The sequence below is a fragment of the Pseudomonas sp. NPDC087342 genome, assembly GCF_044744265.1.
In the GTDB taxonomy this organism is placed as follows: domain Bacteria; phylum Pseudomonadota; class Gammaproteobacteria; order Pseudomonadales; family Pseudomonadaceae; genus Aquipseudomonas; species Aquipseudomonas nunensis.
On record NZ_JBIUXZ010000019.1, the window covers coordinates 44,504 to 68,436 of the forward strand.

The window sequence follows — 23,933 nt, forward strand, 5'->3', positions numbered from 1 at the left end:
TCCCATCCTAGTACGTACTGTATTTGTGACCAGAGTTTTAATACTACAATTTGTGTTTTGTTGGCCGGAGGCGCCCACGTATCGTGCCGCACATGGATAAATGGATTGAATTGGTCAAGGCCAAAATGAGTGAACTCAAAATCACTCAAATAGAACTCGGAGAGCGCCTCGGGATGTCCCAGGGCGGCGTCGGCCACTGGCTGAACAAACGCCGCGATCCTGGCGTCGTCAACATGAACCGTGTGTTGAAGGCGTTGGGCATGGACTTCCTCGAAGTGGCGCTGGTGATCCGCGAACGGCTCGCCCTGGAAGAGGAAGAGATACCCCTGGCGCTCAAGTACAACCCGTACTTCCGCTACCCGGTCAGTGACTGGAAGGAGCCGGCGCAACTGCGCGATGGCGAGCTGACGGTGTATCGCAAGGAGGAACGCTTCGAGCTGACCGACTACCACTCTCAGGGCCCGGCCTTCTGGCTGAGTGTGGTGGGCGACGCGATGACCGCGCCAACCGGCATCAGCATCCCCGAGGGCATGATGATCCTGGTGGACCCGGCGATTGTGCCGGAGCCGGGGAAACTGGTGATCGCCCAGTGGCCGGACAGTTCCGAGGCGACGTTTCGCAGGCTGATCGAAGAGGGCGGGCAGCGTTACCTGGTCCCGCTCAATCCGACGTATCCGAAAGCTCTTTTCACCGAGGAATGCCGAATTATCGGTGTGGTGGTTCAGGCAACAGCCAAATTCTAATCAGATCGGTCCTCGCAATGCGTAGGACCGATCTTCATTTCACGCCTCTTCCAACTCGACCAACGCACTGCCTTCACTGACCATCTCGCCTTCCTGGCAATACAACGCCTTGATCACACCGGCATGGGGCGCACGAATGCTGTGCTCCATCTTCATCGCTTCCAACACCACCAATTGTGCCCCGGCTTCGACCGTTTGCCCGGCCTCTACCAACACGCGAACAATGCTGCCGTTCATAGGCGCGGTCAGGCCGCCCTGATGGCTGTGGCTGGACTCGACGGCAGCGATCGGATCGTAGGTTTCGACCCGGTGCAGTTCACCTTCCCATTGCAAGTAAAGACAGTCACCACGGCGAATGGCCCGATGCTGACGACGCACGCCGTCGTGCTCGGTCAGCAGTTGCTCACCCTTGAGCTGCGCGGTAGTTACATCGCCCAGAGTCAATGCGCGATCCTGGCCCTCGCAACTCAAATGCAGGGTGATCTCTTTAGGCAGCCCAGCGCGGAAACCACTGTTGATCGCCCACGGCGAACTGGTGTCATCGGCACGCGGCACTGACGGCTGACTCTGTGCAAACCCCTGGGCCGCCGCTTGCCAGAACTCATCGCAGAGGTCGGCAGGCGCTGGCAGCAGTTGCTCCTGATAGCGGGGAATAAACCCGGTATCCAGTTCCGCCGCCGCGAAGGCGGAATGGCCGACGATCCGGCGCAGGAAGTTGATGTTGGTCTTGAGCCCGCCGATGGCGAACTCATCCAGCATGCTCAACAACCGCAGGCGCGCCTGTTCACGGTCCTCGCCCCAGGCAATCAGCTTGCCGAGCATCGGGTCATAGAATGGCGAGATCTCATCACCTTCCTCGACACCGCTGTCCACGCGACGTCCCGGACCCGGTGCGGATTCGCGATACAACTCCAGGCGCCCGGTGGCCGGCAAGAAATCATTGCCCGGATCTTCGGCGTACAAACGCACTTCAATCGCGTGCCCAATCAGCGGCACTTCAGCCTGGGTCATCGGCAACGCTTCACCGCGCGCCACGCGAATCTGCCAGGCCACCAGATCGAGACCAGTGATGGCTTCGGTGACCGGATGCTCGACTTGCAGGCGGGTGTTCATCTCCATAAAGAAGAACTCGCCACGCGAATCCAGCAGAAACTCCACCGTACCCGCGCCGACGTAACCGATGGCCTGGGCCGAACGCACGGCCGCTTCGCCCATGGCCCGACGCAGTTCCGCGCTCAGGCCCGGGGCCGGCGCTTCCTCGACGACTTTCTGGTGCCGGCGCTGGATCGAGCAATCCCGTTCATTCAGGTACAGGCAGTTGCCGTGTTGATCGGCAAACACCTGGATTTCCACGTGACGTGGCTTGAGCAGGTACTTCTCCACCAGCATCCGCGAATCGCCGAACGACGATTTTGCTTCACGCTGGGCCGAGGCCAGGGCTTCGGCCAGTTGGCTGACGTCCTCGACCACTTTCATGCCTTTGCCGCCACCGCCGGCCGTGGCCTTGAGCAGCACCGGATAACCGATGCGTTCACAGGCGTCGCGGAAGGTGTCGAGGTCCTGAGCTTCGCCGTGATAGCCCGGCACTAACGGTACGCCGGCGGTTTCCATCAAGGCTTTGGCGGCGGATTTGCTGCCCATGGCGTCAATGGCCGAGGCGGGCGGGCCGAGGAAGATCAAACCGGCGGCTTCGATCGCGCGGGCGAACCCGGCGTTCTCGGACAAAAAGCCATAACCCGGATGAATCGCCTGAGCGCCGCTGGCTTTGGCCGCAGCGATCAGTTTGTCGATTTGCAGGTAGCTGTCGGCAGCCTTGCTGCCGCCCAGGTCCACGCGAATATCCGCTTCGCGGCTGTGTCGGGCATCACGGTCGATGGCGCTGTGCACGGCGACGGTGGTCAGGCCCAGGGCTTTGGCGGTGCGCATCACGCGGCACGCAATCTCGCCACGGTTGGCCACCAGCAGGGTGGTGAGAACAGGTGCGCTCATCAACGCGGCTCCTTGGTGGTTTCGGCTTGCCAGTTCGGCGGACGTTTTTGCAGAAAAGCGCGTAGGCCTTCCTGGCCTTCAGGGCTGACACGAATGCGCGCGATGGCGTTTTCGGTGTAGCGGCGCAGGGCCGGGGTCAGTCCGCCGTGGCCGACTTCGCGCAGCAAGTCCTTGCTGACGCGCATGGCCGCCGGGCTGTTGAGCAGCAGGTTGTCGATCCACTGCTCGACTTTCTGCTCCAGCTCCGCGACCGGATAACTCTCCGACAGCAAACCGATTTCCCGCGCCCGTTGCCCGCCGAAACGTTCAGCGGTCAACGCATAACGTCGTGCTGCGCGTTCGCCGATGGCTTGCACCACGAACGGGCTGATTACCGCCGGTGCCAGGCCGATACGCACTTCCGACAAACAGAATTGTGCGTCATCGGCGCCAATCGCCATGTCGCAGCAGCTGATCAGGCCCAGTGCGCCGCCAAACGCCGCGCCTTGCACCACGGCCAGGGTCGGGATTTTCAGCTTGGCGAGGTTGTACATCAACTCCGCCAGTTCCCGGGCGTCGTCGAGGTTGGTGTGGTAATCGAGTTCGGCCGATTGCTGCATCCAGGCCAGGTCGGCGCCTGCGCTGAAATGCTTGCCGCGTCCGCGTACCAGCAGGAACCGCAGGCTGGCGTCGCCCGAGACTTTGTCCAGGGCGAGGATCAGTTCGCGGATCATCTCGGCGTTGAACGCGTTGTTCTTTTCTTCACGGCTGAGCCACAGGGTCGCGAAACCTCGCGGGTCGGTCAGCAGTTCGAGGGTGTTGAAGTCGCTCATATTGGTTCGTCTCCACAACTCTTGTGGGGGGGATTGCCGGGGATGGCGATTGCTTTGCAATCGAACGGGAGCAAGCTCCCTCGCCACACAAGCCCGCGCCCACGGAACATCACATCCGGAACACGCCGAAGCGGCTCGGTTCGATTGGCGCGTTCAGCGACGCGGACAAGGCCAGCGCCAGTACATCGCGGGTCTGCGCCGGGTCGATGACGCCGTCGTCCCACAGTCGTGCGCTGGAGTAGTAGGGGTGACCCTGCTCTTCGTACTGATCGAGAATCGGCTGCTTGATCTCGGCTTCCTGCTCGGCACTGAACGCCTGGCCACTGCGCTCGGCCTGCTCGCGTTTGACCTGCACCAATACACCAGCGGCCTGCTCGGCGCCCATCACGCCGATGCGCGCATTCGGCCACATCCACAGGAAACGCGGATCGTACGCCCGACCACACATGCCGTAGTTCCCGGCGCCGAAGCTGCCGCCGATGATCACGGTGAATTTCGGCACTTTGGCGCACGCCACGGCGGTCACCAGTTTGGCGCCGTGCTTGGCGATGCCGCCGGCCTCGTATTTCTGGCCGACCATGAAACCGGTGATGTTCTGCAGGAACAGCAACGGAATGCCGCGCTGACAGGCCAGTTCGATAAAATGCGCGCCTTTCTGCGCGGCTTCGGCGAACAGGATGCCGTTGTTGGCAAGGATTGCGATCGGGTAACCGTGCAAGTGGGCAAAGCCGCACACCAGGGTGGTCCCGAACAGCGCTTTGAATTCGTCGAACACCGACCCGTCGACCAGCCGCGAGATCACTTCGCGCACATCGAATGGCTGCTTGGCGTCGGCCGAAACCACGCCGTACAACTCGTCGCTGCTGTACAGCGGTGCAATCGGCGTGCGTTGTTGCAGCTCGCCGAGCTTGCGCCAGTTGAGGTTGGCGACGCTGCGTCGGGCGAGGGCGAGGGCGTGTTCATCGCTCTCGGCGTAATGGTCGGCGACCCCGGAAATCTTGCAGTGCACATCGGCCCCGCCCAGATCTTCGGCGCTGACCACCTCACCGGTCGCGGCTTTCACCAGCGGCGGGCCGGCGAGGAAAATTGTCGCCTGGTTGCGCACCATGATTGCTTCGTCAGCCATCGCCGGCACATAAGCACCGCCAGCGGTGCATGAGCCCATCACCACGGCAATCTGCGGAATGCCCATGGCACTCATGTTGGCCTGGTTGAAGAAGATCCGCCCGAAGTGCTCACGGTCCGGAAACACTTCATCCTGACGCGGCAGGTTGGCGCCGCCAGAGTCCACCAGATAGATGCACGGCAAACGGTTTTGCTGGGCGATGGTCTGGGCGCGCAGGTGTTTTTTCACGGTCAGCGGGTAGTACGAGCCACCTTTCACCGTGGCGTCGTTGGCGACGATCATGCATTCAACGCCTTCGACCCGGCCGATCCCGGCAATCACGCCGGCCGCTGGAACGTCTTCGCCATACACCGCGTAAGCCGCGAGTTGACTGATTTCGAGGAACGGCGAGCCCGGATCGAGCAAGCGATTGATCCGCTCACGGGGCAACAGTTTGCCCCGCGATGTGTGGCGTTCTTGCGCCTTCGGGCCGCCACCTTGCTGCGCTTGGGCAAGCAGGGTGTGCAGGGCGTCGACCTGTTCGAGCATCGCCGCGCTGTTGGCAGCGAACTCCGCCGAACGGGGGTTGAGCTGGGTATGCAATATCATGGCTTACTCCGTAAGCAGCTTTAAGCCGCAAGCTACAAGCTGCAAGAAAACAGCTTCTGCTTACCGCTTGAAGCTTGCCGCTTGCAGCTGACGAAATTTATTTCGTCTCGTTGAACAGTTCGCGACCGATCAGCATGCGACGAATCTCACTGGTGCCGGCGCCGATTTCGTACAGCTTGGCGTCACGCAGCAAGCGACCGGCCGGGAATTCATTGATGTAGCCGTTACCACCGAGAATCTGGATCGCGTCGAGGGCCATTTGCGTGGCGCGTTCGGCGCTGTAGAGGATCACGCCTGCCGCGTCCTTGCGCGTGGTTTCGCCGCGCTCGCAAGCCTGGGCCACCGCGTAGAGATAGGCGCGGCTGGCGTTGAGTTGGGTGTACATGTCGGCGACTTTGCCCTGGATCAGCTGGAATTCACCGATGCTCTGGCCGAATTGCTTGCGGTCGTGGATGTACGGAACGATCAGGTCCATGCACGACTGCATGATCCCGGTCGGGCCGCCCGACAGCACGACGCGCTCGTAATCGAGGCCGCTCATCAGCACTTTCACGCCGCCATTGAGCACGCCGAGGATGTTTTCTTCCGGCACTTCGACGTCATCGAAGAACAGCTCGCAGGTGTTGGAACCGCGCATGCCGAGCTTGTCGAATTTGTTGCTGCGGCTGAAGCCTTTGGAATCGCGCTCGACGATAAATGCGGTGATGCCATGCGGGCCTTTTTCCAGGTCGGTCTTGGCGTAGATCACGTAGGTGTTGGCGTCGGGACCGTTGGTGATCCAGGTCTTGCTGCCGTTGAGCACGTATTTGTCGCCGCGTTTGTCGGCGCGCAATTTCATCGAGACCACGTCGGAACCAGCGTTCGGCTCGCTCATCGCCAGGGCGCCGATGTGCTCGCCGCTGATCAGTTTGGGCAGGTATTTGGTTTTCTGTTCGTGATTGCCGTTGCGGTTGATCTGGTTCACGCACAGGTTGGAATGCGCGCCGTAGGACAACGCCACCGAGGCCGAGCCACGGCTGATTTCTTCCATGATCACCACGTGCGCCAGGTAACCCAGGCCAGCGCCGCCGTACTCTTCCGGCACGGTGACGCCGAGCAGGCCCATGTCACCGAATTTGCGCCACAGGTCGGCGGGGAACAGGTTGTCGATGTCGATCTGGGCCGCGCGCGGGGCGATCTCTTTGGCGACGAAGGACTGAACCTGATCGCGCAGCATGTCGATGGTTTCACCGAGGGCAAAGTTCAGGGATGGATAGCTCATGGGTCACCTTTTGGCTTTTTTGTAGGGTAGGGAGGGCCGTGATCGGGTTCTCACCTTTACGTTAACGTAAGCCTGTGACGAATGGCTGTCAATCACCCTTTACGTTAACGTCAACTTGAGCGAGAGTAGAGCCAGTTCAAGATTGAAAGCGGACCAACCCTGTGGGGGCGAGCTGTGGTGAGGGGGCTTGCCCCCGTTGGGTTGCGAAGCAGCCCCAAGATTTCCGATACACCAAGATCTTGTGAGTGCTACGCACTCAAACGGGGGCAAGCCCCCTCGCCACAGGCGCTCCCACAGGTGAAAGTCGGCAGCCCATAAAAAAAGACAATAGGGGTCGTCATGGATCAACCCAGTGCAAACCCGCAGCGCAGCTACACCCGCGGTTCCCAGGACAAAGCCTTGCTGGCGATGACCATCGGCGAGCAGTTCGATCACACGGTCGCGCTGTACCCGGACGGCGAAGCGCTGGTCGTGCGTCATCAACAGCTGCGCTACACCTGGCAGCAACTTGCCGACACCGTGGACCTGCACGCCCGTGCACTGCTGGCGCTGGGTTTACAGACCGGCGATCGCCTCGGGATCTGGGCGCCGAACTGCGCGCAGTGGTGCATCAGCCAGTTCGCCAGCGCGAAAATCGGCGTGATCCTGGTCAACATCAACCCGGCCTACCGCAGCTCCGAACTCGAATACGTATTGAAGCAATCCGGCTGCCAATGGCTGGTCTGCGCCGGGGCCTTCAAGACCTCCGACTATCACGCGATGTTGCAAGGGCTGGTGCCGGAATTGGCAGAGCAATCCATCGGTCAATTGCACAGCGAACGCCTGCCGGATTTGCGCGGTGTGATCAGCCTCGACGCGCAGCCGCCCTCGGGTTTCCTGCCGTGGTCGCAACTGGCCGATCTCGCCGCCAGTGTTACGGTCGAGCAATTGAATGAACGCCAAAACAGCCTGCATTTCGACCAACCGGTAAACATCCAGTACACCTCCGGCACCACCGGTTTCCCCAAGGGCGCGACCCTCAGTCACTACAACATTCTCAACAACGGTTACATGGTCGGCGAAAGCCTGGGCCTGAGCGCCGATGATCGGCTGGTGATCCCGGTGCCGCTGTATCACTGCTTCGGCATGGTCATGGGCAACCTCGGCTGCATCACCCACGGCAGCACCATGATCTACCCCAACGATGCCTTCGATCCGCTGCTGACCCTGACCACCGTCGCCGAAGAAAAAGCCACCGCGCTCTACGGCGTACCGACCATGTTCATCGCCATGCTCGATCAACCGCAACGCGCGGACTTCGATCTGTCGAGCCTGCGCACCGGGATCATGGCCGGCGCGACGTGCCCGATTGAGGTGATGCGTCGGGTCATCAACGAAATGCACATGAACGAAGTGCAGATTGCCTACGGCATGACGGAAACAAGTCCGGTGTCTTTACAGACCGGTCCGTCAGACGAACTGGAATTGCGCGTCACCACCGTTGGCCGCACCCAGCCGCAATTGGAAAGCAAAATCATCGACGAGGCCGGCAACCTGGTGCCACGCGGCACGATTGGCGAGCTCTGCACCCGAGGCTACAGCGTGATGCTCGGCTACTGGAACAACCCGCAAGGCACCGCCGAAGCCATCGATCAGGCGGGATGGATGCACACCGGTGACCTGGCGAGCATGAACGACGAGGGCTACGTGTGCATCGCCGGACGTAACAAGGACATGATCATCCGTGGCGGTGAGAATGTTTACCCACGGGAGCTGGAAGAGTTCTTTTTCACACACCCAGCGGTGGCGGATGTGCAAGTGATCGGCATTCCCTGCTCGCGCTACGGCGAAGAGATCGTCGCCTGGATCAAGTTCCACCCCGGCCACAGCGCAACCGAAGAAGAGCTGAAAACCTGGTGCAAGTCGCGCATCGCGCACTTCAAGACGCCGCGTTATTTCAAATTCGTGGAAGAGTTTCCGATGACCGTGACCGGCAAGATCCAGAAATTCCGCATGCGTGAAATCAGCATCGAGGAGCTCCGCGAAAACCAAAGCTAACCCCAATCCCCTTGTAGGAGCGAGGCTTGCCCGCGAAGGCGTCATGCCAGCCAACATCAATGTTGAATGACAAGACGCCTTCGCGGGCAAGCCTCGCTCCTACAGGGGAATATGGGTGGAAATCTCCTTGAGTCCAATCAGAACGAATAACCGCGCATACCGCCATCCACGGTCACGATGGTCCCGGTGATGTAGTGCGCCAGCGGTGAGGCGAGGAAGGTCACGGCGTTGGCCACGTCAATCGGCTCACCGAAATCGCCGAGGGCGATGTTGCGTTCGGCGAAGTCGCGTCGGGCGTCGCCGGGATAGAGGCGGCGGATTTGCGCGGTGTCGATCAGGCCTGGCTGTACGCAATTGACGGTGACGCCGTACTGGCCCAATTGCTCGGAAAGCCCTTTGGACCACGCCACCAATCCGGCCTTGGCGACGATCGCGGCGTTCACCACTTCCGGCTCCAGGTTGCCGCTGATGTTGATGATCGTGCCACTTTTGCGCTCGATGAACTGCGCGAGCAATTGCTGGGTCAGTTGCCGATGACGGTCGAAATTCAGGGTCATGCCTTCAATCCATTCACTTTCCGGCGCATCAATGGCCATCGGGCGACTGCCGCCGGCACAGTTGATCAGAATGTCGACATGTTGCAGGCGCTCCAGCGCAGCGGCGGCAATGCGCTGAGGCGCGTCCGGGGCGACAAAGTCCTGGATCAGCGTGAGTGGCACGAGATCGCCCGCTTTGCGGATTTCTTCGACCAGGCTTTGCAGCAAGTCAGCACTGCGGGCCACGCCCATGACCTGGACGCCTTCAGCGGCGAGGGTTTTGCAGATGGCGCGACCCAGCCCCATGCTGGCGCCGGTGACCAGGGCGGTCTTGCCGTTGAGTTTCAGGTCCATGTTGCCTCCGTTCGAAAGGTAGTGGTGCAAAGTGCACCGGTGGAGCGAACGATAGGCGGCGGGATTGGAAAGAAAAATAGCGATCCTGGGTTTTCATTGTTATCAGAAAAATAACAATGCTTCAGGCCAGGCCCTTTTGCTGCAGCAGTTCACTCAGCCAATCGATGAATACCCGGACCTTGGGCGCCAGATAACGCTTGTTGGGGTACAGCACCGAAATCGGTTTCGGCAACGCCTGCAATTGCGGCAGCACCGCCACCAACTCGCCGCTGTCGAGAAACGGCTGCAACGACAACTGCAACCCGTGCAGCAGGCCCAGTCCCGCCAGGCCGCAGGCGAGAAAGGCTTCGGAGTCGTTGACCTGAATCCCGCTTTTCAAACGGATGGGCACCGTTTCTCCGTCGATGAAAAACTGCCAGTCCATGATTTTTCGCGTGGGCCCGGAAAAGTAATTCACCGCCAGATGCCGGTTCAGGTCCGAAAGCCCAGTGGGTGTGCCTTCGCGGGCCAGATAGGCCGGCGATGCACAGGTCAGCATCGGTACGGCGCCGATCCGCCGCGCAATGTTGCTGGAATTCGACAGTTCGCCCAGGCGCACCACGCAGTCAATGCCTTCATTGATCATGTCCACGGCCTGATCACCGCAACCGATCACCAGTTCGATGTCCGGGTAGCGCGCACGAAAGTCCGGCAGCGCCGGGATGATCACTTCTTTGGCCAAGGTGACCGGCAAATCCAGACGCAGTTTGCCTTTCGGGCTTTCGGCGTCATGGGAAAACGTGGCCAGGGTCGAGGCGACGTCACCGAGGATTTTCGAGCACTGTTCATAGAAGCGCTCGCCTTCGGCGGTCATGCTGATTTTGCGCGTGGTGCGGTTGAGCAGGCGGACTTCGAGGGTCTTTTCCAGTTGCTGGATGGCTTTGGTAATGGCCGGGCGATGCAGTTGCAAGGCGTCGGCAGCATTCTTGAAACTGCCGGTATCGACCACCTGGGTGTAAATCTGCATGGCCTGGAACATGTCCATAAGCGTGGGGATTCCCGGTAAAAGCCCAGAGAATAACGGCAAACCGAGGGCAGCAGGAATGTAGGAGAGGGGTAAACGCCAGAAAGCACAAAGGGGAGCCGAAGCTCCCCTTTAATTTGTCGTTGCGCGTGCTCTTTTTTTATTATTGAGGGGCGGTCTGTTGTTGTTTTTGGCAACCGTGGCCCTTTACCGCTGTTTTTGTCGATCCCCATCCGGGATCAAGAGCAAACGTATTTTTTTGAGCGCTGATCTACTTTTTCGCCTAGCGATCCAACCAGTTCGGGAGCTACCTGAGGGTAGTTTTATTGTTCTCTGCCCGGTTGCGGGTTACTCCGAAAAGCACCCTGAAAAGCACACCTTCTCCAAAAAAATCTGTTAGCTGCGTCTCTGCCGTGTTGTTTTTGTTATGTCAGAGTCGTTACGTCTTATTTTTATTAGGTTTGCCGCTTTTTTTGTTCTTGTTATGCAATAGAGATAGCAGAAGCCGTGCCAAGTTTTAAAAATCCTTATAAATCAAAAGCTTGAATTTTTGTAAGGTTTTTCGCTCGGGTAAAACCCGACAATTTGTTTCCGTGTTACTCGCTTGTCCCCCACGTTTCTTACGCAACGGTAACACCCGGACACATCCACGCCGTTACTGCGCGCTGCGAGCCTTGGCCACGCGCGAACCGGTCGGGCGACCCAGCACGCTGCAAATCTGTTGGCCCGCGAGAATCAAGGCGTCGAGGTCGATACCGGTCTCGATTCCGAGGCCGTTGAGCAGGTACACCACGTCTTCGGTGGCGACGTTACCGCTGGCGCCTTTGGCATACGGGCAACCGCCGAGGCCGGCGATAGAGCTGTCGAACACCGCGATGCCTTCGAGCAGGCTGGCGTAGATGTTGGCCATGGCCTGGCCGTAGGTGTCGTGGAAATGCCCGGCGAGTTTTTCGCGCGGCACGTCTGCCGAAACCACTTCGAACATTTTCCGGGTCGCGCCCGCAGTGCCGGTGCCGATGGTGTCACCCAGCGAGACTTCGTAGCAGCCCATGGCATACAACTCGCGAGCGACCAGGGCGACTTGCTCCGGCGCGACGTGACCTTCGTAAGGGCAGCCCAGCACACACGACACGTAACCGCGCACGCTCACGCCGTGTTGTTTGGCCGCGTCCATGATCGGCACGAACCGCGCCAGGCTTTCGCTGATCGAGCAATTGATATTGCGCTGGGAGAACGCTTCGGACGCAGCGGCGAACACCGCGACTTCCTTGACCCCGGCCGCGATGGCGTCTTCAAACCCGCGCAGGTTTGGCGCGAGTGCACCGTAGGTTACGCCGGGTTTGCGCTGGATCTGCGCGAAGACCTCGGCGGAACCGGCCATTTGCGGCACCCACTTGGGCGAGACGAAACTGCCGACTTCTATATAGCCCAGGCCGGCGGCGCTCAAGGCATCGACCAGCCGCACCTTGTCCGCGACGCTGATGGGCTGGGCTTCGTTTTGCAGACCGTCGCGGGGGCCGACTTCGATCAGGCGTACGTGGGTGGGGAGGGACATGGCAAAAGACCTGTGCTGATTGTCTGAATGTTCACAAAACTCTGTAGGAACGAAACTTGCTCGCGAAAGCGTCAGGTCAGTCGACATTGATGTTGAATGACAAACCGCTTTCGCGAGCAAGCTTCGCTCCTACAGGGGATCCGGGGTGTTTACTGAACCGGTTGCTGACTCTTGATCGTCTGCTCAAGCGCCTGGGTACAACGCTCCTGCGCCGTATCCAGTTCCAGCTTCATCTGCTCGATGTCGAGCATCTGTTGCTCAAGCTGCTCGCGCCGCTCGGCAATCTTGGTCAGCATGGTTTGCAGTTGCTTCTGATTGCCGCCGGTGGGGTCGTAGAGTTCGATCAGCTCGCGGCATTCGGCCAGGGAAAAACCGATGCGCTTGCCGCGCAGGATCAGCTTCAGGCTGACCTTGTCCCGGGGCGAATAGATGCGTTCCTGACCACGGCGCTCGGGGCTGAGCAGGCCTTGCTCTTCATAAAAGCGAATGGCCCGGGTGGTGATGTCGAGCTCGCGGGCGAGGTCGGAGATGCTGTAGGTCTGGCTGCTCATGGGCGCGCTCGAAGAAGGTCATGGCGCTAAGCTAATGTTAGGTTGACGTTTACGTCAAGGGGTATGGGGTTGTGGTGTTGCTGATGGCCTCTTCGCGGGCAAGCCTCGCTCCTACAGAGAGCTGCGCGCATTCTGTAGGAGCGAGGCTTGCCCGCGAAGAACGATGACACGTTCCAAAGCCAACGTCCTACACCTTATCGAGCTTCTTCTCATGCGCCGTCACTTGCTGGCACAACTCGATCATCTGCTCGCGCATCCAGCGGTTGGCCGGGTCCTGGTCGGTGCTTTCGTGCCAATACAGGTGAGTTTCCACCGGCGGCACATCATTCACCGGCAGATTAAATGCGTGCAGATCATGCCGACGGGCAAAACGCTCCGGCACGGTCATGACCATGTCGGTCTGCTGCAACACTTGGGACGCCATCAAATAATGCTGGGAGCGCAGGGCGATCTTGCGCTGGATCCCCATTTTCCCCAGCGCCAGGTCAACATGCCCCAAACCACTGCGGCGGCTGGAAATGTGGATGTGGGTCAGTGACAGGTAATCATCGAGGGTGAATTTCTCTTTGCCCGCCAGCGGATGGCCCTTGCGCATGGCGCACACGTATCGGTCTTCCATCAACTTGACGTGCCGCACTTGCGGGTCGGTGTTGAGCGGCGCGTCCACCGCGAAGTCAAGGCGACCGGCCGCCAGTTCCTTGGTGGTCTCGCGGCGCTTGGACAGGAAGCTTTCGATGATCACGGTCGGTGCGAGGCGGCGCAGGCGCTGGAACAGCGGCGGCAGGATCACCGCTTCGGTGAGGTCGGTCATGCTGATGCGGTAGGTCTTGACCGCCTGCAACGGGTTGAAGATGCGGCTTTCCTGCACCGACACCCGCAGCAGCGAGAGGGCGTTGCGCACCGGGCCGATGATGTTCTGGGCCATCGGCGTGGGCACCATGCCTTGGGCGGTGCGCACGAACAACGGGTCGTTGAACGTCTCGCGCAGGCGGGCCAGAGCGTTCGAGACCGCAGGCTGGGTAATGCCGACAATCTGCCCGGCACGAGTCAGGTTGGCTTCGGTGTAGATCGCGTCGAAGACGATGAAAAGGTTGAGGTCGACCTTGCTCAGATTCATTGCGCGGCACTCTTATTGTTTGGGGCTTTTTGTTGTGGCCGGAGGCCTTTGCGATCACCCGATCATATATCGGTGATGAATGTTAATACACGCCGAGAATAGGCTAGGTAAATTTTCGTAGCTGTTCTAGCATCGATTGCATGACCTAAACAACCTCTGCCCAAGAAGGTAAATGCTCATGGATTTCGCTTATTCGCCCAAGGTTCAGGAACTGCGTGAGCGCGTGACCGCGTTCATGGACACCTACGTTTATCCCGCTGAAGCCGTGTTCGAGCGTCAGGTCGCCGAAGGCGATCGCTGGCAGCCGACGGCGATCATGGAAGAGCTCAAACTCAAGGCCAAGGCCGAAGGCCTGTGGAATTTGTTCCTGCCTGAGTCCGAGCTCGGCGCCGGCCTGACCAACCTCGAATACGCGCCGTTGGCGGAAATCATGGGTCGCTCGCTTCTGGGGCCGGAGCCTTTCAACTGCTCCGCACCAGACACCGGCAACATGGAAGTGCTGGTGCGTTACGCCAACGAAGAACAGAAGCAGCGTTACCTCGAACCGCTGCTGCGCGGCGAGATTCGCTCGGCGTTCGCCATGACCGAGCCGGACGTAGCCTCGTCCGACGCCACCAACATGGCTGCCCGCGCTGTGCGTGATGGCAACGAGTGGGTGATCAACGGCAAGAAATGGTGGACCTCAGGCGCTTGCGATCCACGCTGCAAGATCCTGATCTTCATGGGCCTGAGCGACCCAGACGCACCACGCCACGCCCAGCATTCGATGATCCTGGTGCCGGTGGACACGCCGGGCGTGAAAATTGTGCGGCCGCTACCGGTGTTCGGTTACGACGACGCACCCCACGGCCACGCCGAAGTGCTGTTTGAAAATGTCCGGGTGCCGTACGAAAACGTCCTGTTGGGCGAAGGACGCGGCTTCGAAATCGCCCAGGGTCGCCTTGGCCCTGGCCGGATTCACCACTGCATGCGATCGATTGGCATGGCTGAGCGTGCGCTGGAACTGATGTGCAAACGCGCAGTGAGCCGTACTGCGTTCGGTAAGCCGTTGGCGCGACTGGGCGGCAACATCGACAAGATCGCCGACTCGCGGATGGAAATCGACATGGCGCGGCTGCTGACGTTGAAAGCCGCTTACATGATGGACACCGTGGGCAACAAGATCGCCAAGAGCGAAATCGCGCAGATTAAGGTAGTCGCGCCGAACGTCGCTTTGCGGGTGATTGACCGGGCGATCCAGATTCATGGCGGGGCAGGGGTGTCCAACGATTTCCCGCTGGCCTACATGTACGCCATGCAACGCACCCTGCGCCTGGCCGACGGCCCGGACGAAGTGCACCGCGCGGCGATCGGCAAATTCGAGATCGGCAAATATGTGCCGAAAGAGATGATGCGTAGCGGGCACTAATCAATACCGCGTTATCGTTCTTCGCGGGCAAGCCTCGCTCCTACAGGATTATGCTGAACGTGTAGGAGCGAGGCTTGCCCGCGAAGGCGTCCGCCCATTCAATACATCAACATCCAGCTCAATAAACCCAAACCTCAACCCGCCGATTCTTGATCCGCCCCTCATCCGCACTGTTCGCCGCCACCGGCATCTCGGCGCCAAAGCCGCGAATCTCGCGAAACACCACGCCGCTTTTCACCAGTTCCCGCCGCACCGCCATCGCCCGCAGTTTCGACAGCAGATCAGCCCGCGCAGGATCGCTCTTGGCATCGCCAAACCCCACCAGCGTTACCTCACGGTTGGTTTTGTCGTGCTGCTTTATATAGTCGAGCACCCGGGACAGGTCCTGCCGAGCCTTGTTGTCCAGGCTCGCGCTGCCTTCTTCGAAGCGAAAATTCACCGTCAAGCGCTGGGCGTGCCGGCTCAGGGCCTGATAACCCTCGGGCATCAGCGCATTCGGCGTGACCGCCATCGCCTGCACCGTTTGGGCGATAAAGCCATTCGCCGCGACAATCGCCTGGCCTTTGCTGCTTTGCGCGAACGCCACCAGCGCCTTGGCCCAGGGATTTTTCCCACTGGGTGGCAGGTAAAAGAACAGCCGCCGGGACAGCGGATAGTCTTCGGTGGCAATCAAACTGTTGAGTGGCAACATCGCCTGAGACTGCCCGTCGACAATCGCCACGGCTTTGGCCTGGCGCACGTAGGGCAGGCCGATAAAACCGATGCCCTGCGGATCGAGGCTGACCGCGTCGGACAATTGCTCGCTGGACTCGAAACGTTTCGCCGCGCCGCTCAGAGTTTTCCCACGCCGACTGAGGACCAATTCCTTGAAGGTGTCGTAGGTTCCCGACTGATCATCCCGCGCATACAGGTGAATCGTCCCACCGATACCGCCGAGTTCTTCCCACGTGCTGACCTCGCCACTGAAGATCCGCGCCAGTTGTTCGGTGTTGAGCTGATTCAGCGGATTTTGCGGGTGCAGGATGATTGCCAGGCCATCGATGGCGATGACTTGTTCGGCATTCGGGCTTTTCAGATCGCCGAGGGATTTGAGGTCTGCCAGTTCGTTGTCCTTGATCGGGCGTGACGAGGCGGCAAGGTCAGCGGTGGCATTTTTCAGGGCCGTGAAACCGGTGCTGGAACCGTGGGCCGCGACTTCGACCACCACCCGCCGACCTTGGGCGGTTAGCCCGACGATGCGTTGTTCGTTGGCCTTGTCCGGGGTTTCGCTGTGCACCTTGAGCAGGCCTTGCTCCTGCATCAAGCCGATGACCAGCGCCGGACCCAGGTCCGCACCGATGGTGTTGGAGCCCTGGATGCGCAGGACCGGGCCGCGTTCGGGAGTTGGCAGGTCACTGGCGGTGGCCGTTAACGGCAGGTTGAGACACACCATTAACAGGAACAATACGCGCAGCGTCATGCCGGCACCTTAATAAGCCAAAGGGAGTGCCGGGAGAATAAGTCAGTAAAGTTTCCGAAAGATGACAGTTGCCCCTGTAGGAGCAAAGCTTGCTCGCGATGGCGTCGGGCCTGACACACCGCGTTAGCGTTCTTCGCGGGCAAGCCTTGCTCCTACAGGAACCGGTGAATATCAGCTCAATTCAAGCCAGATCGGCGCATGATCCGACGGCTTTTCCATCGCGCGCAAATCGTAATCCACGCCGGCATCCTTCACCCGTGGCAACAAACCGTGGGACGCCATGATCACGTCGATCCGCAGCCCGCGCTTGGGTTCGTCTTCAAACCCGCGACTGCGGTAGTCGAACCAGCTGAAACGGTCGGCCACGTCCGGGTTCAGGTGACGGAAGCTGTCCACCAGACCCCAGTTCTTCAGGCGCGCCATCCACTCGCGTTCTTCCGGCAGGAAGCTGCATTTGCCGGTTTTCAGCCAGCGTTTCATGTTGTCCGGGCCGATGCCGATGTCGCAGTCTTCCGGGGAAATGTTCACGTCACCCATCACCACCACCGGTTGCTCATTGCTGAACTGACTTTCCAGCAGGTGCTGCAAATCGTTGTAGAAACGTTGCTTGGCCGGGAACTTGGTCGGGTGGTCGCGGCTTTCGCCCTGTGGGAAATAGCCGTTCATGATCGTCACCGGTACGCCATTGGCGTCGGCGAAGGTGCCCCAGATGAAACGCCGCTGGGCGTCTTCTTCATCGGTGGCGAAGCCTTTGTGCAGGGCCAGCGGTTCCTGGCGCGACAGAATGGCCACGCCGTAATGGCCTTTCTGGCCATGGAAATACACGTGATAACCCAGGGCCTGAACCTCGGCCAGCGGGAACTGGTCGTCGTGGACCTTGGTTTCCTGCAGGCCGATAACGTCCGGTTGATGCTTTTCAATCAGCGCCGCCAGCTGATGCGGGCGAGCGCGCAGCCCGTTGATGTTGAAGGAGACGATCTTCATGGTCGGCAGTCCTGGCAAAAGGGCGATGCTAGCTGACATGTAGGAATGGGGCCAGTGTTGGGGTGAGGGGATTCGTGTTTGGTCGTAGGTCTTCTATCGTCAATGCCGGCCTCATCGCGAGCAAGCTCGCTCCCACAGGGTTATGGTCTATACCTTGTGGGAGCGAGCTTGCTCGCGATGGCGGTATCACGGACAAAGCTGATTTCAATCAGTAAGGAACTGTGCCAGCGCATATAGGCTCGTAACAACAAGAGCACAGCCATTTGAGCTGTACCGGGGAGATCTACCGTTATGCCTGAAACCTCGACCGCCATCGCCGATATCCACATGCTCGACAGCGGCTACTCCCGCGAAGCCCGCTCCTTGCTGTACCAGGCTTATCGCCACGAGCCGACCTTCGGCTACCTGTTCGAAGCCGAGCGCCCCGGCTATGAGCAACGTGTGCGGGCCACAGTGCGCGAATTGGTCAAACAACACTTCCTTCAGGATTTGCCAGCCATCGGCCTGCTGGTCAACGACCGCTTGATCGGCATCGCCCTGATCGCGCCGCCGCAACGCCGTTTGGGCATCACCGAAAGCTGGGCCTGGCGCCTGCGCATGGTGCTCAGCACTGGGTTCCGCTGCACCCGTCGCTACCTCGAATACCACGACGCGGTCGCTGCCTGCGTGCCGTCTGACGCCGTGCACGTGCTGCCGTTGCTGGGGATTCACCCGCAATTCCAGGGCAAACACTTCGGAGAACAACTGCTGCAAGCCGTTCATAACTGGTGCGCAGTGGATGAACACTCGGAAGGCGTGATCCTCGACACCGGGAATCCTCGCTATCTGGAGTTCTATAAGCGTCAGGGCTACGAGGAAATTGGCGAAGTGGCGGTAGGACCGATCCGCGAGCACGTGTTTTTCCACGCCAATCCCCAGGTGTTACAAACAGCAACGGCATAAAGGTAGAACTTTCACGGCACCCCAGGCTCTATCACGCTCTCAAGCTCGTGATAGCATCCGCGCCTATGAAGTTTCCAGGAAGATTTACCAGTGGCGTGCTCATGCTGTTATCCAGCTGTGCGGCGCTGGCGCAAAGTGAATTGGATGTGCGGATCAAACCGTCCAACGATGAACTGAAAGCCAATATAGAGGGCTATATCGGCAGCCTCGGCGATCGTGACGAGGAGGCTTTGCTGCGCTTCAGTCGCGGCGCCGAAGAACAGGCGCGCAAGGCCGCACAGGCCTTGGGGTATTACCAGCCGCAGATTGACAGCGAAGTGAAGGGTGGCGAGAAGCCGCGCCTGACGCTGAAGATCGACCCCGGCGAACCGATCCATTTGCGCAACGTCACCGTGCGCATCGACGGGCCTGCCGCCTCCCTCAAATCTTTTCGCAAACCGCCGCCGGAGCTGCTCAAGCCTGGCGCGGTGCTCAATCATGGGCATTACGAAGACGCCAAGCGCCTGATCCAGAACCAGGCCTCGCGCTTCGGTTTTTTCAGCGGCTATTTCGCCAGCCAGAAACTCCTGGTGGACCCCCGCGCCGGTGTGGCTGACGTTGAGCTGATCTACAACAGCGGCCCGCGCTACGCCTTGGGCAAGGTCACGTTCGAAGGCGATACACCGTTTGATGAAGACCTGCTGCAACGCATGGTGCCGTTCAAGGCCGGCGCGCCGTATGACTCCGAACTGATCGCCGAACTCAACCAGGCCCTGCAATCCAGCGGCTATTTCGAAGGCGTGCGCGTGGACGCGGCGCCGACCGCGTCCAAGGACGATGTGATCCCGGTGGCGGTCAAACTCGACACCCGCAAGCCGCGCACCATGGGCCTCGGCCTGGGTTACTCCACCGACGTCGGCCCACGGGTCAAGGCCAACTGGACCCGGCACTGGGTCAATCCCCAGGGCGACAGCTATGGCTGGGAAGCCGAAGTCTCGGCGCCACGGCAGAACGTCGGGGTGTTCTACGACATTCCGCTGGACCCGCCGCTCACCGACAAGCTGCGCTGGGCCGCCGGTTATCAATATGAAGAAATCGCCGACACCGATTCCCTGAGCAAACTGCTGACCCTCGGCCCGGAATGGCACAGCAAGTTGCCGAGCGGCTGGCAGCGGGTGGTGTCGCTCAAATGGCAGCGCGAGGAATACACCCTCGGCGATGACTCGGGCTTGAGCACCTTGCTGATGCCCGGCGTCAGCTATTCGTACCTCAAAAGCGATAACCGCATCGATCCGCACAACGGCTATCGCCTGACCTTCGAAACCAAAGTGGCCAAGGAAGGGCTCGGTTCGGACACCAACCTGCTATACGGCACCGCGCTGGTCAAAGGCCTGACCACCGTTTTCGACAATCACCGTTTTCTCGGTCGGGTGCAGGTCGGCGGCAGCGCCACCAACGGTTACAAATCCGTGCCGCCGTCCTTGCGTTTCTTTGCCGGTGGCGATCAGAGCGTGCGCGGTTACGACTATCAAAGCCTGTCCCCGGAAAACTCCGAGGGCGATCGCATCGGTGGTCGCTACATGATTGCCGGCAGCGTCGAGTATCAATATTCCATCGCCGAGAAATGGCGGGTCGCGACCTTCATCGACCAGGGCAACTCCTTCAATACACTCGAACTGCCAAACCTCAAGACCGGTGTCGGTATCGGCGTGCGCTGGGTCTCGCCGGTGGGGCCGATCCGCCTCGACCTGGCCCACGCGATGGACGACGACGGCGGCATTCGACTGCACTTTTCCATGGGGCCTGAGCTGTGAAGCGTGGTTTGAAAATTTCACTGGCGGCGCTTCTGGCGCTGCTGATGTTGATCGTCCTGGCCGTGGCCACGGTACTCGGCACGGCGACCGGCAGCCGTTGGGCGCTCGGGTTTGTACCGGGTCTGAGCGTGGATAATTTCCAGGGCCGTTTGGGCGGGCAGTGGAGCGCTGATCATCTGTTGTGGCAGCAGGACAGCAGCCGGGTTGAGCTGGACAAGGTGATTTTCGCCTGGTCGCCGCTGTGCCTGACGCGCATGACCCTGTGCATCGATCAACTTCAGGCCGACCAGGTCAGCCTGCAATTTCCGCCGGGCACCGAAGAAGCAAGCAACGGGCCGATCACGCTTCCGGACTTGAAGTTGCCGCTGGCGATCGAACTGGGCGACGTCAAGGTCGGCAGTCTGTTGTTCAACGGCAGCGAAGAACTCAAGGGCCTGCAACTGGCGGCGCACTGGACCGCGAAGGGTTTGCAGATCGATTCCGTGCAATTGCAGCGCGACGACCTGAGCCTGAATCTCTCCGGCCTGCTGCAACCCGGCGGCAACTGGCCGTTGACCGCCGAAGGCAAGCTGACTATGTCGACGCCCGCGCCCTGGACGCTGGCCCTGAAGGTTGATGGCGACTTGCTGAAAACCCTGAACCTGACCGCCGACAGCAGTGGCTACCTCAACGGGCAACTGACCGGCGAATTGCAACCGCTGGTGGACAACCTGCCAGCCAAGGTGCGAATCACCGCCGACGGCTTCAAGCCCGCTGCGGATCTGCCGGACACCCTGCAACTCAATCAACTGGAACTCACCGGCGATGGCGACCTGAAAAACGGTTACCAATTGCTCGGCAAAGCCACGCTGCCCGCCGAAAAAGGCCCGGTCGCGTTGTTGCTGCAAGGCAAGGTCGACGCCAAGGGCGCGCAGATCGCCGGCCTCGACCTGACGGCCAACGACAAGCAAAGCCTCAAGCTCACCGGCAACCTCGACTGGAGCAAAGGCCTCAGCGCCCAGGCAAAAATCGACTGGCTGGACTTCCCGTGGCATCGCCTCTATCCGCTGATCGACGAGCCGCAAGTCGCATTACGCAGTTTCAACGGTGAGGTTTCCTACACCGATGGCAAATACCTCGGCAACTTCAAAGCCGCGCTGGACGGCCCGGCCGGTGCGTTCAGCCTGAGTAGCCCGTTCGCCGGCGACCTGACGAAAATCTACCTGCAACAATTCCAGCTCGAAGCCGGGCAGGGCAAGGCCGAAGGCCACCTGAACCTGCAATTTGCCGATGGGATTGCCTGGGACACCGCGCTGGACCTGTCGGCAATCAACCCGGCGTACTGGATGGCGGAGTTGCCGGGCACCTTGGCCGGACCGTTGCGCAGCAAAGGCGAGATGAAGAACGAGAAGCTCAGCCTGAGCGCCGACCTCGATTTGAAAGGCAAGCTGCGCGGCCAACCGGCGGTGATCCAGGCCAAGGCCGATGGCGCCGGGGAGCAATGGAACCTTAATGCGTTGCAGATTCGCCTCGGCGACAACAGCATCAACGGCAAGGGCAGCCTGCAACAGAAACTTGCCGGGCAGATCGACATCAAGCTGCCGCGCCTGGCCCAGCTCTGGCCGCAACTGCGCGGTCAGCTCAACGGCCGGATCGATGTCGCCGGCACGCTCAAGGCACCTCAAGGCAAGCTCGGGCTGCAAGGCTCGCAACTGGCCTTCGAAGACAATCGCCTGCAAAGCCTGAACCTCGATGCGACGCTCGACAGTGCGCAACGGGCGAAGATCGACCTTAAGGGCAGCGGCATTCAGGCCGGCGACACTTCGCTGGGGACGCTGACCGCCAGCGGCCAGGGCGATATCAAGAACCAGAAACTCAGCCTCGACCTGCAAGGCCCACAGCTGAAACTCGCTCTCGGCCTCGACGGTGCACTGGATAAAGGCAACTGGCGCGGTCGCCTGGCCAGCGGCGATATTCAGGCCGGTGGCCAGGACTGGAAACTCCAGGGCCCGGCGAAACTTGAACGGCTGGCGGACGGCAAAATCAACTTCGGTGCGCATTGCTGGATGTCCGGCCAGGCCAGTTTGTGCGGCGAAGACCAGCGCCTGATGCCGGAACCGAAGTTGCGTTATCACCTCAAGCAATTCCCGATCGACAGCCTCGCCCAGTGGTTGCCGAAGGATTTCGCCTGGAAGGGCAAGCTCAACGCTGATCTGCAACTGGACTTGCCGGCCAGTGGCCCGAACGGTCAGGTCAGCATCGATGCCAGCGGCGGCACCTTGCGCATGAAAGAGAAGGATCAGTGGCTGGACTTCCCGTACCAGACCCTGAAGCTCACCAGCAAACTCACGCCCAAACGCATCGACACTGACCTCAACTTCGTCGGCGGCAAGCTCGGCGAATTGATGGTGCAGGCGCAAATCAACCCGCTGGCGAAGAACAAACCGCTGACCGGTTCATTCCGTCTCAACGGTCTGGACCTGTCAGTGGCGCGGCCGTTTGTGCCGATGGTCGAGAAACTCAATGGCCGCCTGAATGGCAGCGGCACGCTGTCCGGCGGGTTGCTGGCGCCGTTGGTCAACGGCAACCTGATGCTCAGCGACGGCGAAGTGTCCGGGGCTGAATTGCCGATGGAGCTGCAAGCCTTGCAGCTGCAAGCGGTGATCGCCGGTGAAACCGTGCAACTGAACGGCGGCTGGAAAAGCGGCAAGAGCGGGCAGGGCAGTCTGAACGGCAACATCGCCTGGGGCCAGGCGCTGGTGGTGGATCTGGCGCTCAAAGGCACGCAATTGCCCGTCACCGTCGAGCCCTACGCCAAGCTTGAAGTGGCGCCGGACCTGAAAATCTCGATGAAGGGTGATGAACTGGCCATCGCCGGCAAAGTGCTGGTGCCCAAGGGCGAGATCACCGTGCGTGAGTTGCCGCCATCGACGGTCAAGGTCTCCGATGACACGATCATCGTCGGCGCGCAGACCGAAGCGGGCAAACCGCCGATTGCCATGAAAATGGACATCGACGTGGTGGTCGGCGACGACAAACTCAGTTTTGCCGGGTTTGGCCTGACCGCGAACCTGCAAGGGCATGTGCACATCGGCGACAACATGGACACCCGCGGCGAACTCTGGCTCAACGACGGTCGCTACCGCGCCTACGGCCAGCGCCTGACGGTGCGACGGGCGCGCCTGCTGTTTGCCGGGCCGCTCGATCAGCCGTATCTGGACATCGAAGCGATTCGCCAGACTGACGACATCATCGCCGGTATCCGCTTGAGCGGCAGCGCCGAGCAGCCGACCACGCAGATCTTCTCCGAACCGGCGATGAGCCAGGAGCAGGCGTTGTCGTATCTGGTGCTGGGGCGTCCGCTGAGCACCAGCGGAGAAGACAACAACATGCTCGCCCAGGCCGCGCTCGGGTTGGGCTTGATGGGCAGTTCCGGGGTAACCAGCGGTCTGGCCAAGGACTTGGGAATCCAAGACTTCCAGCTCGACACCCAGGGCAGCGGCGACGCGACCAGCGTGGTGGCCAGCGGCAACATCTCCGAAAAACTCAGTTTGCGTTATGGCGTTGGCGTGTTTGAGCCGGCGAGTACCATCGCGTTGCGCTACAAGCTGAGCAAAAAGGTTTACGTGGAAGTGGCCAGCGGCGTGGCCAGTTCGCTGGACATCTTCTACAAGCGGGATTTCTAAACTCCCGGCG

At 60.4% G+C, this 23,933-nt stretch carries 17 protein-coding genes; 6 read left to right on the plus strand and 11 right to left on the minus strand.

The genetic code is table 11. The annotated features are described in order from the left end of the window. Positions 1 to 92: 92 nt before the first annotated feature. Positions 93 to 743 carry a LexA family transcriptional regulator gene (locus tag ACIOYV_RS25655; protein WP_054614094.1) on the plus strand — a complete coding sequence of 217 codons (651 nt, stop codon included), beginning with the start codon at positions 93 to 95 and terminating at the stop codon, positions 741 to 743. Positions 744 to 782: 39 nt separating this feature from the next. Here ACIOYV_RS25655 and ACIOYV_RS25660 read toward each other — a convergent pair whose 3' ends face one another. The 4 genes from ACIOYV_RS25660 to ACIOYV_RS25675 all read right to left on the minus strand — a co-directional run bounded on the left by ACIOYV_RS25660 (position 783) and on the right by ACIOYV_RS25675 (position 6,519). Further along, complete coding sequence (locus ACIOYV_RS25660; RefSeq protein ID WP_401328175.1) at positions 783 to 2,732, minus strand: acetyl/propionyl/methylcrotonyl-CoA carboxylase subunit alpha; 1,950 nt, start codon at positions 2,730 to 2,732, stop codon at positions 783 to 785. Then, on the minus strand, positions 2,732 to 3,544 hold the full coding sequence (locus tag ACIOYV_RS25665; RefSeq protein WP_054053760.1) for a gamma-carboxygeranoyl-CoA hydratase: 813 nt from the start codon (positions 3,542 to 3,544) through the stop codon (positions 2,732 to 2,734). The genes ACIOYV_RS25660 and ACIOYV_RS25665 overlap by 1 nt, the downstream gene beginning before the upstream one ends. Positions 3,545 to 3,653: 109 nt before the next feature. Then, positions 3,654 to 5,258 (minus strand): carboxyl transferase domain-containing protein, encoded by a 1,605-nt coding sequence (locus tag ACIOYV_RS25670; RefSeq protein WP_401328178.1) that lies wholly within the window; start codon positions 5,256 to 5,258, stop codon positions 3,654 to 3,656. A gap of 97 nt (positions 5,259 to 5,355) precedes the next feature. After that, a complete protein-coding gene (locus ACIOYV_RS25675; RefSeq protein ID WP_123508887.1) occupies positions 5,356 to 6,519 on the minus strand; it encodes an isovaleryl-CoA dehydrogenase in 1,164 nt (387 codons plus the stop codon). 339 nt (positions 6,520 to 6,858) lie between these two features. On the opposite strand from ACIOYV_RS25675, the gene ACIOYV_RS25680 reads away from it, so the two are divergent. After that, a complete protein-coding gene (locus ACIOYV_RS25680; protein WP_163913713.1) occupies positions 6,859 to 8,556 on the plus strand; it encodes an AMP-binding protein in 1,698 nt (565 codons plus the stop codon). 137 nt (positions 8,557 to 8,693) lie between these two features. On the opposite strand, the gene ACIOYV_RS25685 is transcribed toward ACIOYV_RS25680, so the two are convergent. The 5 genes from ACIOYV_RS25685 to ACIOYV_RS25705 all read right to left on the minus strand — a co-directional run bounded on the left by ACIOYV_RS25685 (position 8,694) and on the right by ACIOYV_RS25705 (position 13,672). Next, the gene (locus ACIOYV_RS25685; RefSeq protein WP_401328180.1) at positions 8,694 to 9,446 is read right to left on the minus strand and encodes an SDR family NAD(P)-dependent oxidoreductase; all 753 of its coding nucleotides are present in this window, start codon (positions 9,444 to 9,446) and stop codon (positions 8,694 to 8,696) included. Between the two features lie 121 nt (positions 9,447 to 9,567). Continuing rightward, on the minus strand, positions 9,568 to 10,470 hold the full coding sequence (locus ACIOYV_RS25690) for a LysR substrate-binding domain-containing protein (protein WP_401328182.1): 903 nt from the start codon (positions 10,468 to 10,470) through the stop codon (positions 9,568 to 9,570). Between the two features lie 634 nt (positions 10,471 to 11,104). Beyond that, complete coding sequence (locus ACIOYV_RS25695; RefSeq protein WP_163913718.1) at positions 11,105 to 12,004, minus strand: hydroxymethylglutaryl-CoA lyase; 900 nt, start codon at positions 12,002 to 12,004, stop codon at positions 11,105 to 11,107. Between the two features lie 149 nt (positions 12,005 to 12,153). Further along, positions 12,154 to 12,555, minus strand: a complete 402-nt coding sequence (locus ACIOYV_RS25700) for a MerR family DNA-binding transcriptional regulator (protein ID WP_123410046.1) — start codon at positions 12,553 to 12,555, stop codon at positions 12,154 to 12,156. A gap of 187 nt (positions 12,556 to 12,742) precedes the next feature. Beyond that, positions 12,743 to 13,672: a LysR family transcriptional regulator gene (locus ACIOYV_RS25705; RefSeq protein WP_163913720.1), complete on the minus strand. Its 930-nt coding sequence runs from the start codon at positions 13,670 to 13,672 to the stop codon at positions 12,743 to 12,745. Between the two features lie 178 nt (positions 13,673 to 13,850). Between ACIOYV_RS25705 and ACIOYV_RS25710 the strand changes: the two genes are divergently transcribed. Beyond that, a complete protein-coding gene (locus ACIOYV_RS25710; RefSeq protein ID WP_054614101.1) occupies positions 13,851 to 15,080 on the plus strand; it encodes an acyl-CoA dehydrogenase in 1,230 nt (409 codons plus the stop codon). Positions 15,081 to 15,198: 118 nt separating this feature from the next. Here the strand turns inward: ACIOYV_RS25710 and ACIOYV_RS25715 are convergent, their stop codons facing one another. Together ACIOYV_RS25715 and xthA are read right to left on the minus strand one after the other, a co-directional pair. After that, complete coding sequence (locus ACIOYV_RS25715) at positions 15,199 to 16,539, minus strand: substrate-binding domain-containing protein (RefSeq protein WP_401328185.1); 1,341 nt, start codon at positions 16,537 to 16,539, stop codon at positions 15,199 to 15,201. A 171-nt stretch (positions 16,540 to 16,710) separates the two neighbouring features. Further along, positions 16,711 to 17,523: an exodeoxyribonuclease III gene (gene xthA, locus ACIOYV_RS25720; RefSeq protein WP_054614103.1), complete on the minus strand. Its 813-nt coding sequence runs from the start codon at positions 17,521 to 17,523 to the stop codon at positions 16,711 to 16,713. Between the two features lie 291 nt (positions 17,524 to 17,814). On the opposite strand from xthA, the gene ACIOYV_RS25725 reads away from it, so the two are divergent. The 3 genes from ACIOYV_RS25725 (at position 17,815) to ACIOYV_RS25735 (ending at position 23,923) form a co-directional block, all read left to right on the plus strand. Beyond that, the gene (locus tag ACIOYV_RS25725) at positions 17,815 to 18,465 is read left to right on the plus strand and encodes an N-acetyltransferase (RefSeq protein ID WP_054053735.1); all 651 of its coding nucleotides are present in this window, start codon (positions 17,815 to 17,817) and stop codon (positions 18,463 to 18,465) included. Between the two features lie 65 nt (positions 18,466 to 18,530). Further along, positions 18,531 to 20,258, plus strand: a complete 1,728-nt coding sequence (locus ACIOYV_RS25730) for an autotransporter assembly complex family protein (protein WP_401328188.1) — start codon at positions 18,531 to 18,533, stop codon at positions 20,256 to 20,258. After that, a complete protein-coding gene (locus tag ACIOYV_RS25735) occupies positions 20,255 to 23,923 on the plus strand; it encodes a translocation/assembly module TamB domain-containing protein (RefSeq protein ID WP_401328191.1) in 3,669 nt (1,222 codons plus the stop codon). The genes ACIOYV_RS25730 and ACIOYV_RS25735 overlap by 4 nt, the downstream gene beginning before the upstream one ends. Positions 23,924 to 23,933 lie beyond the last annotated feature (10 nt).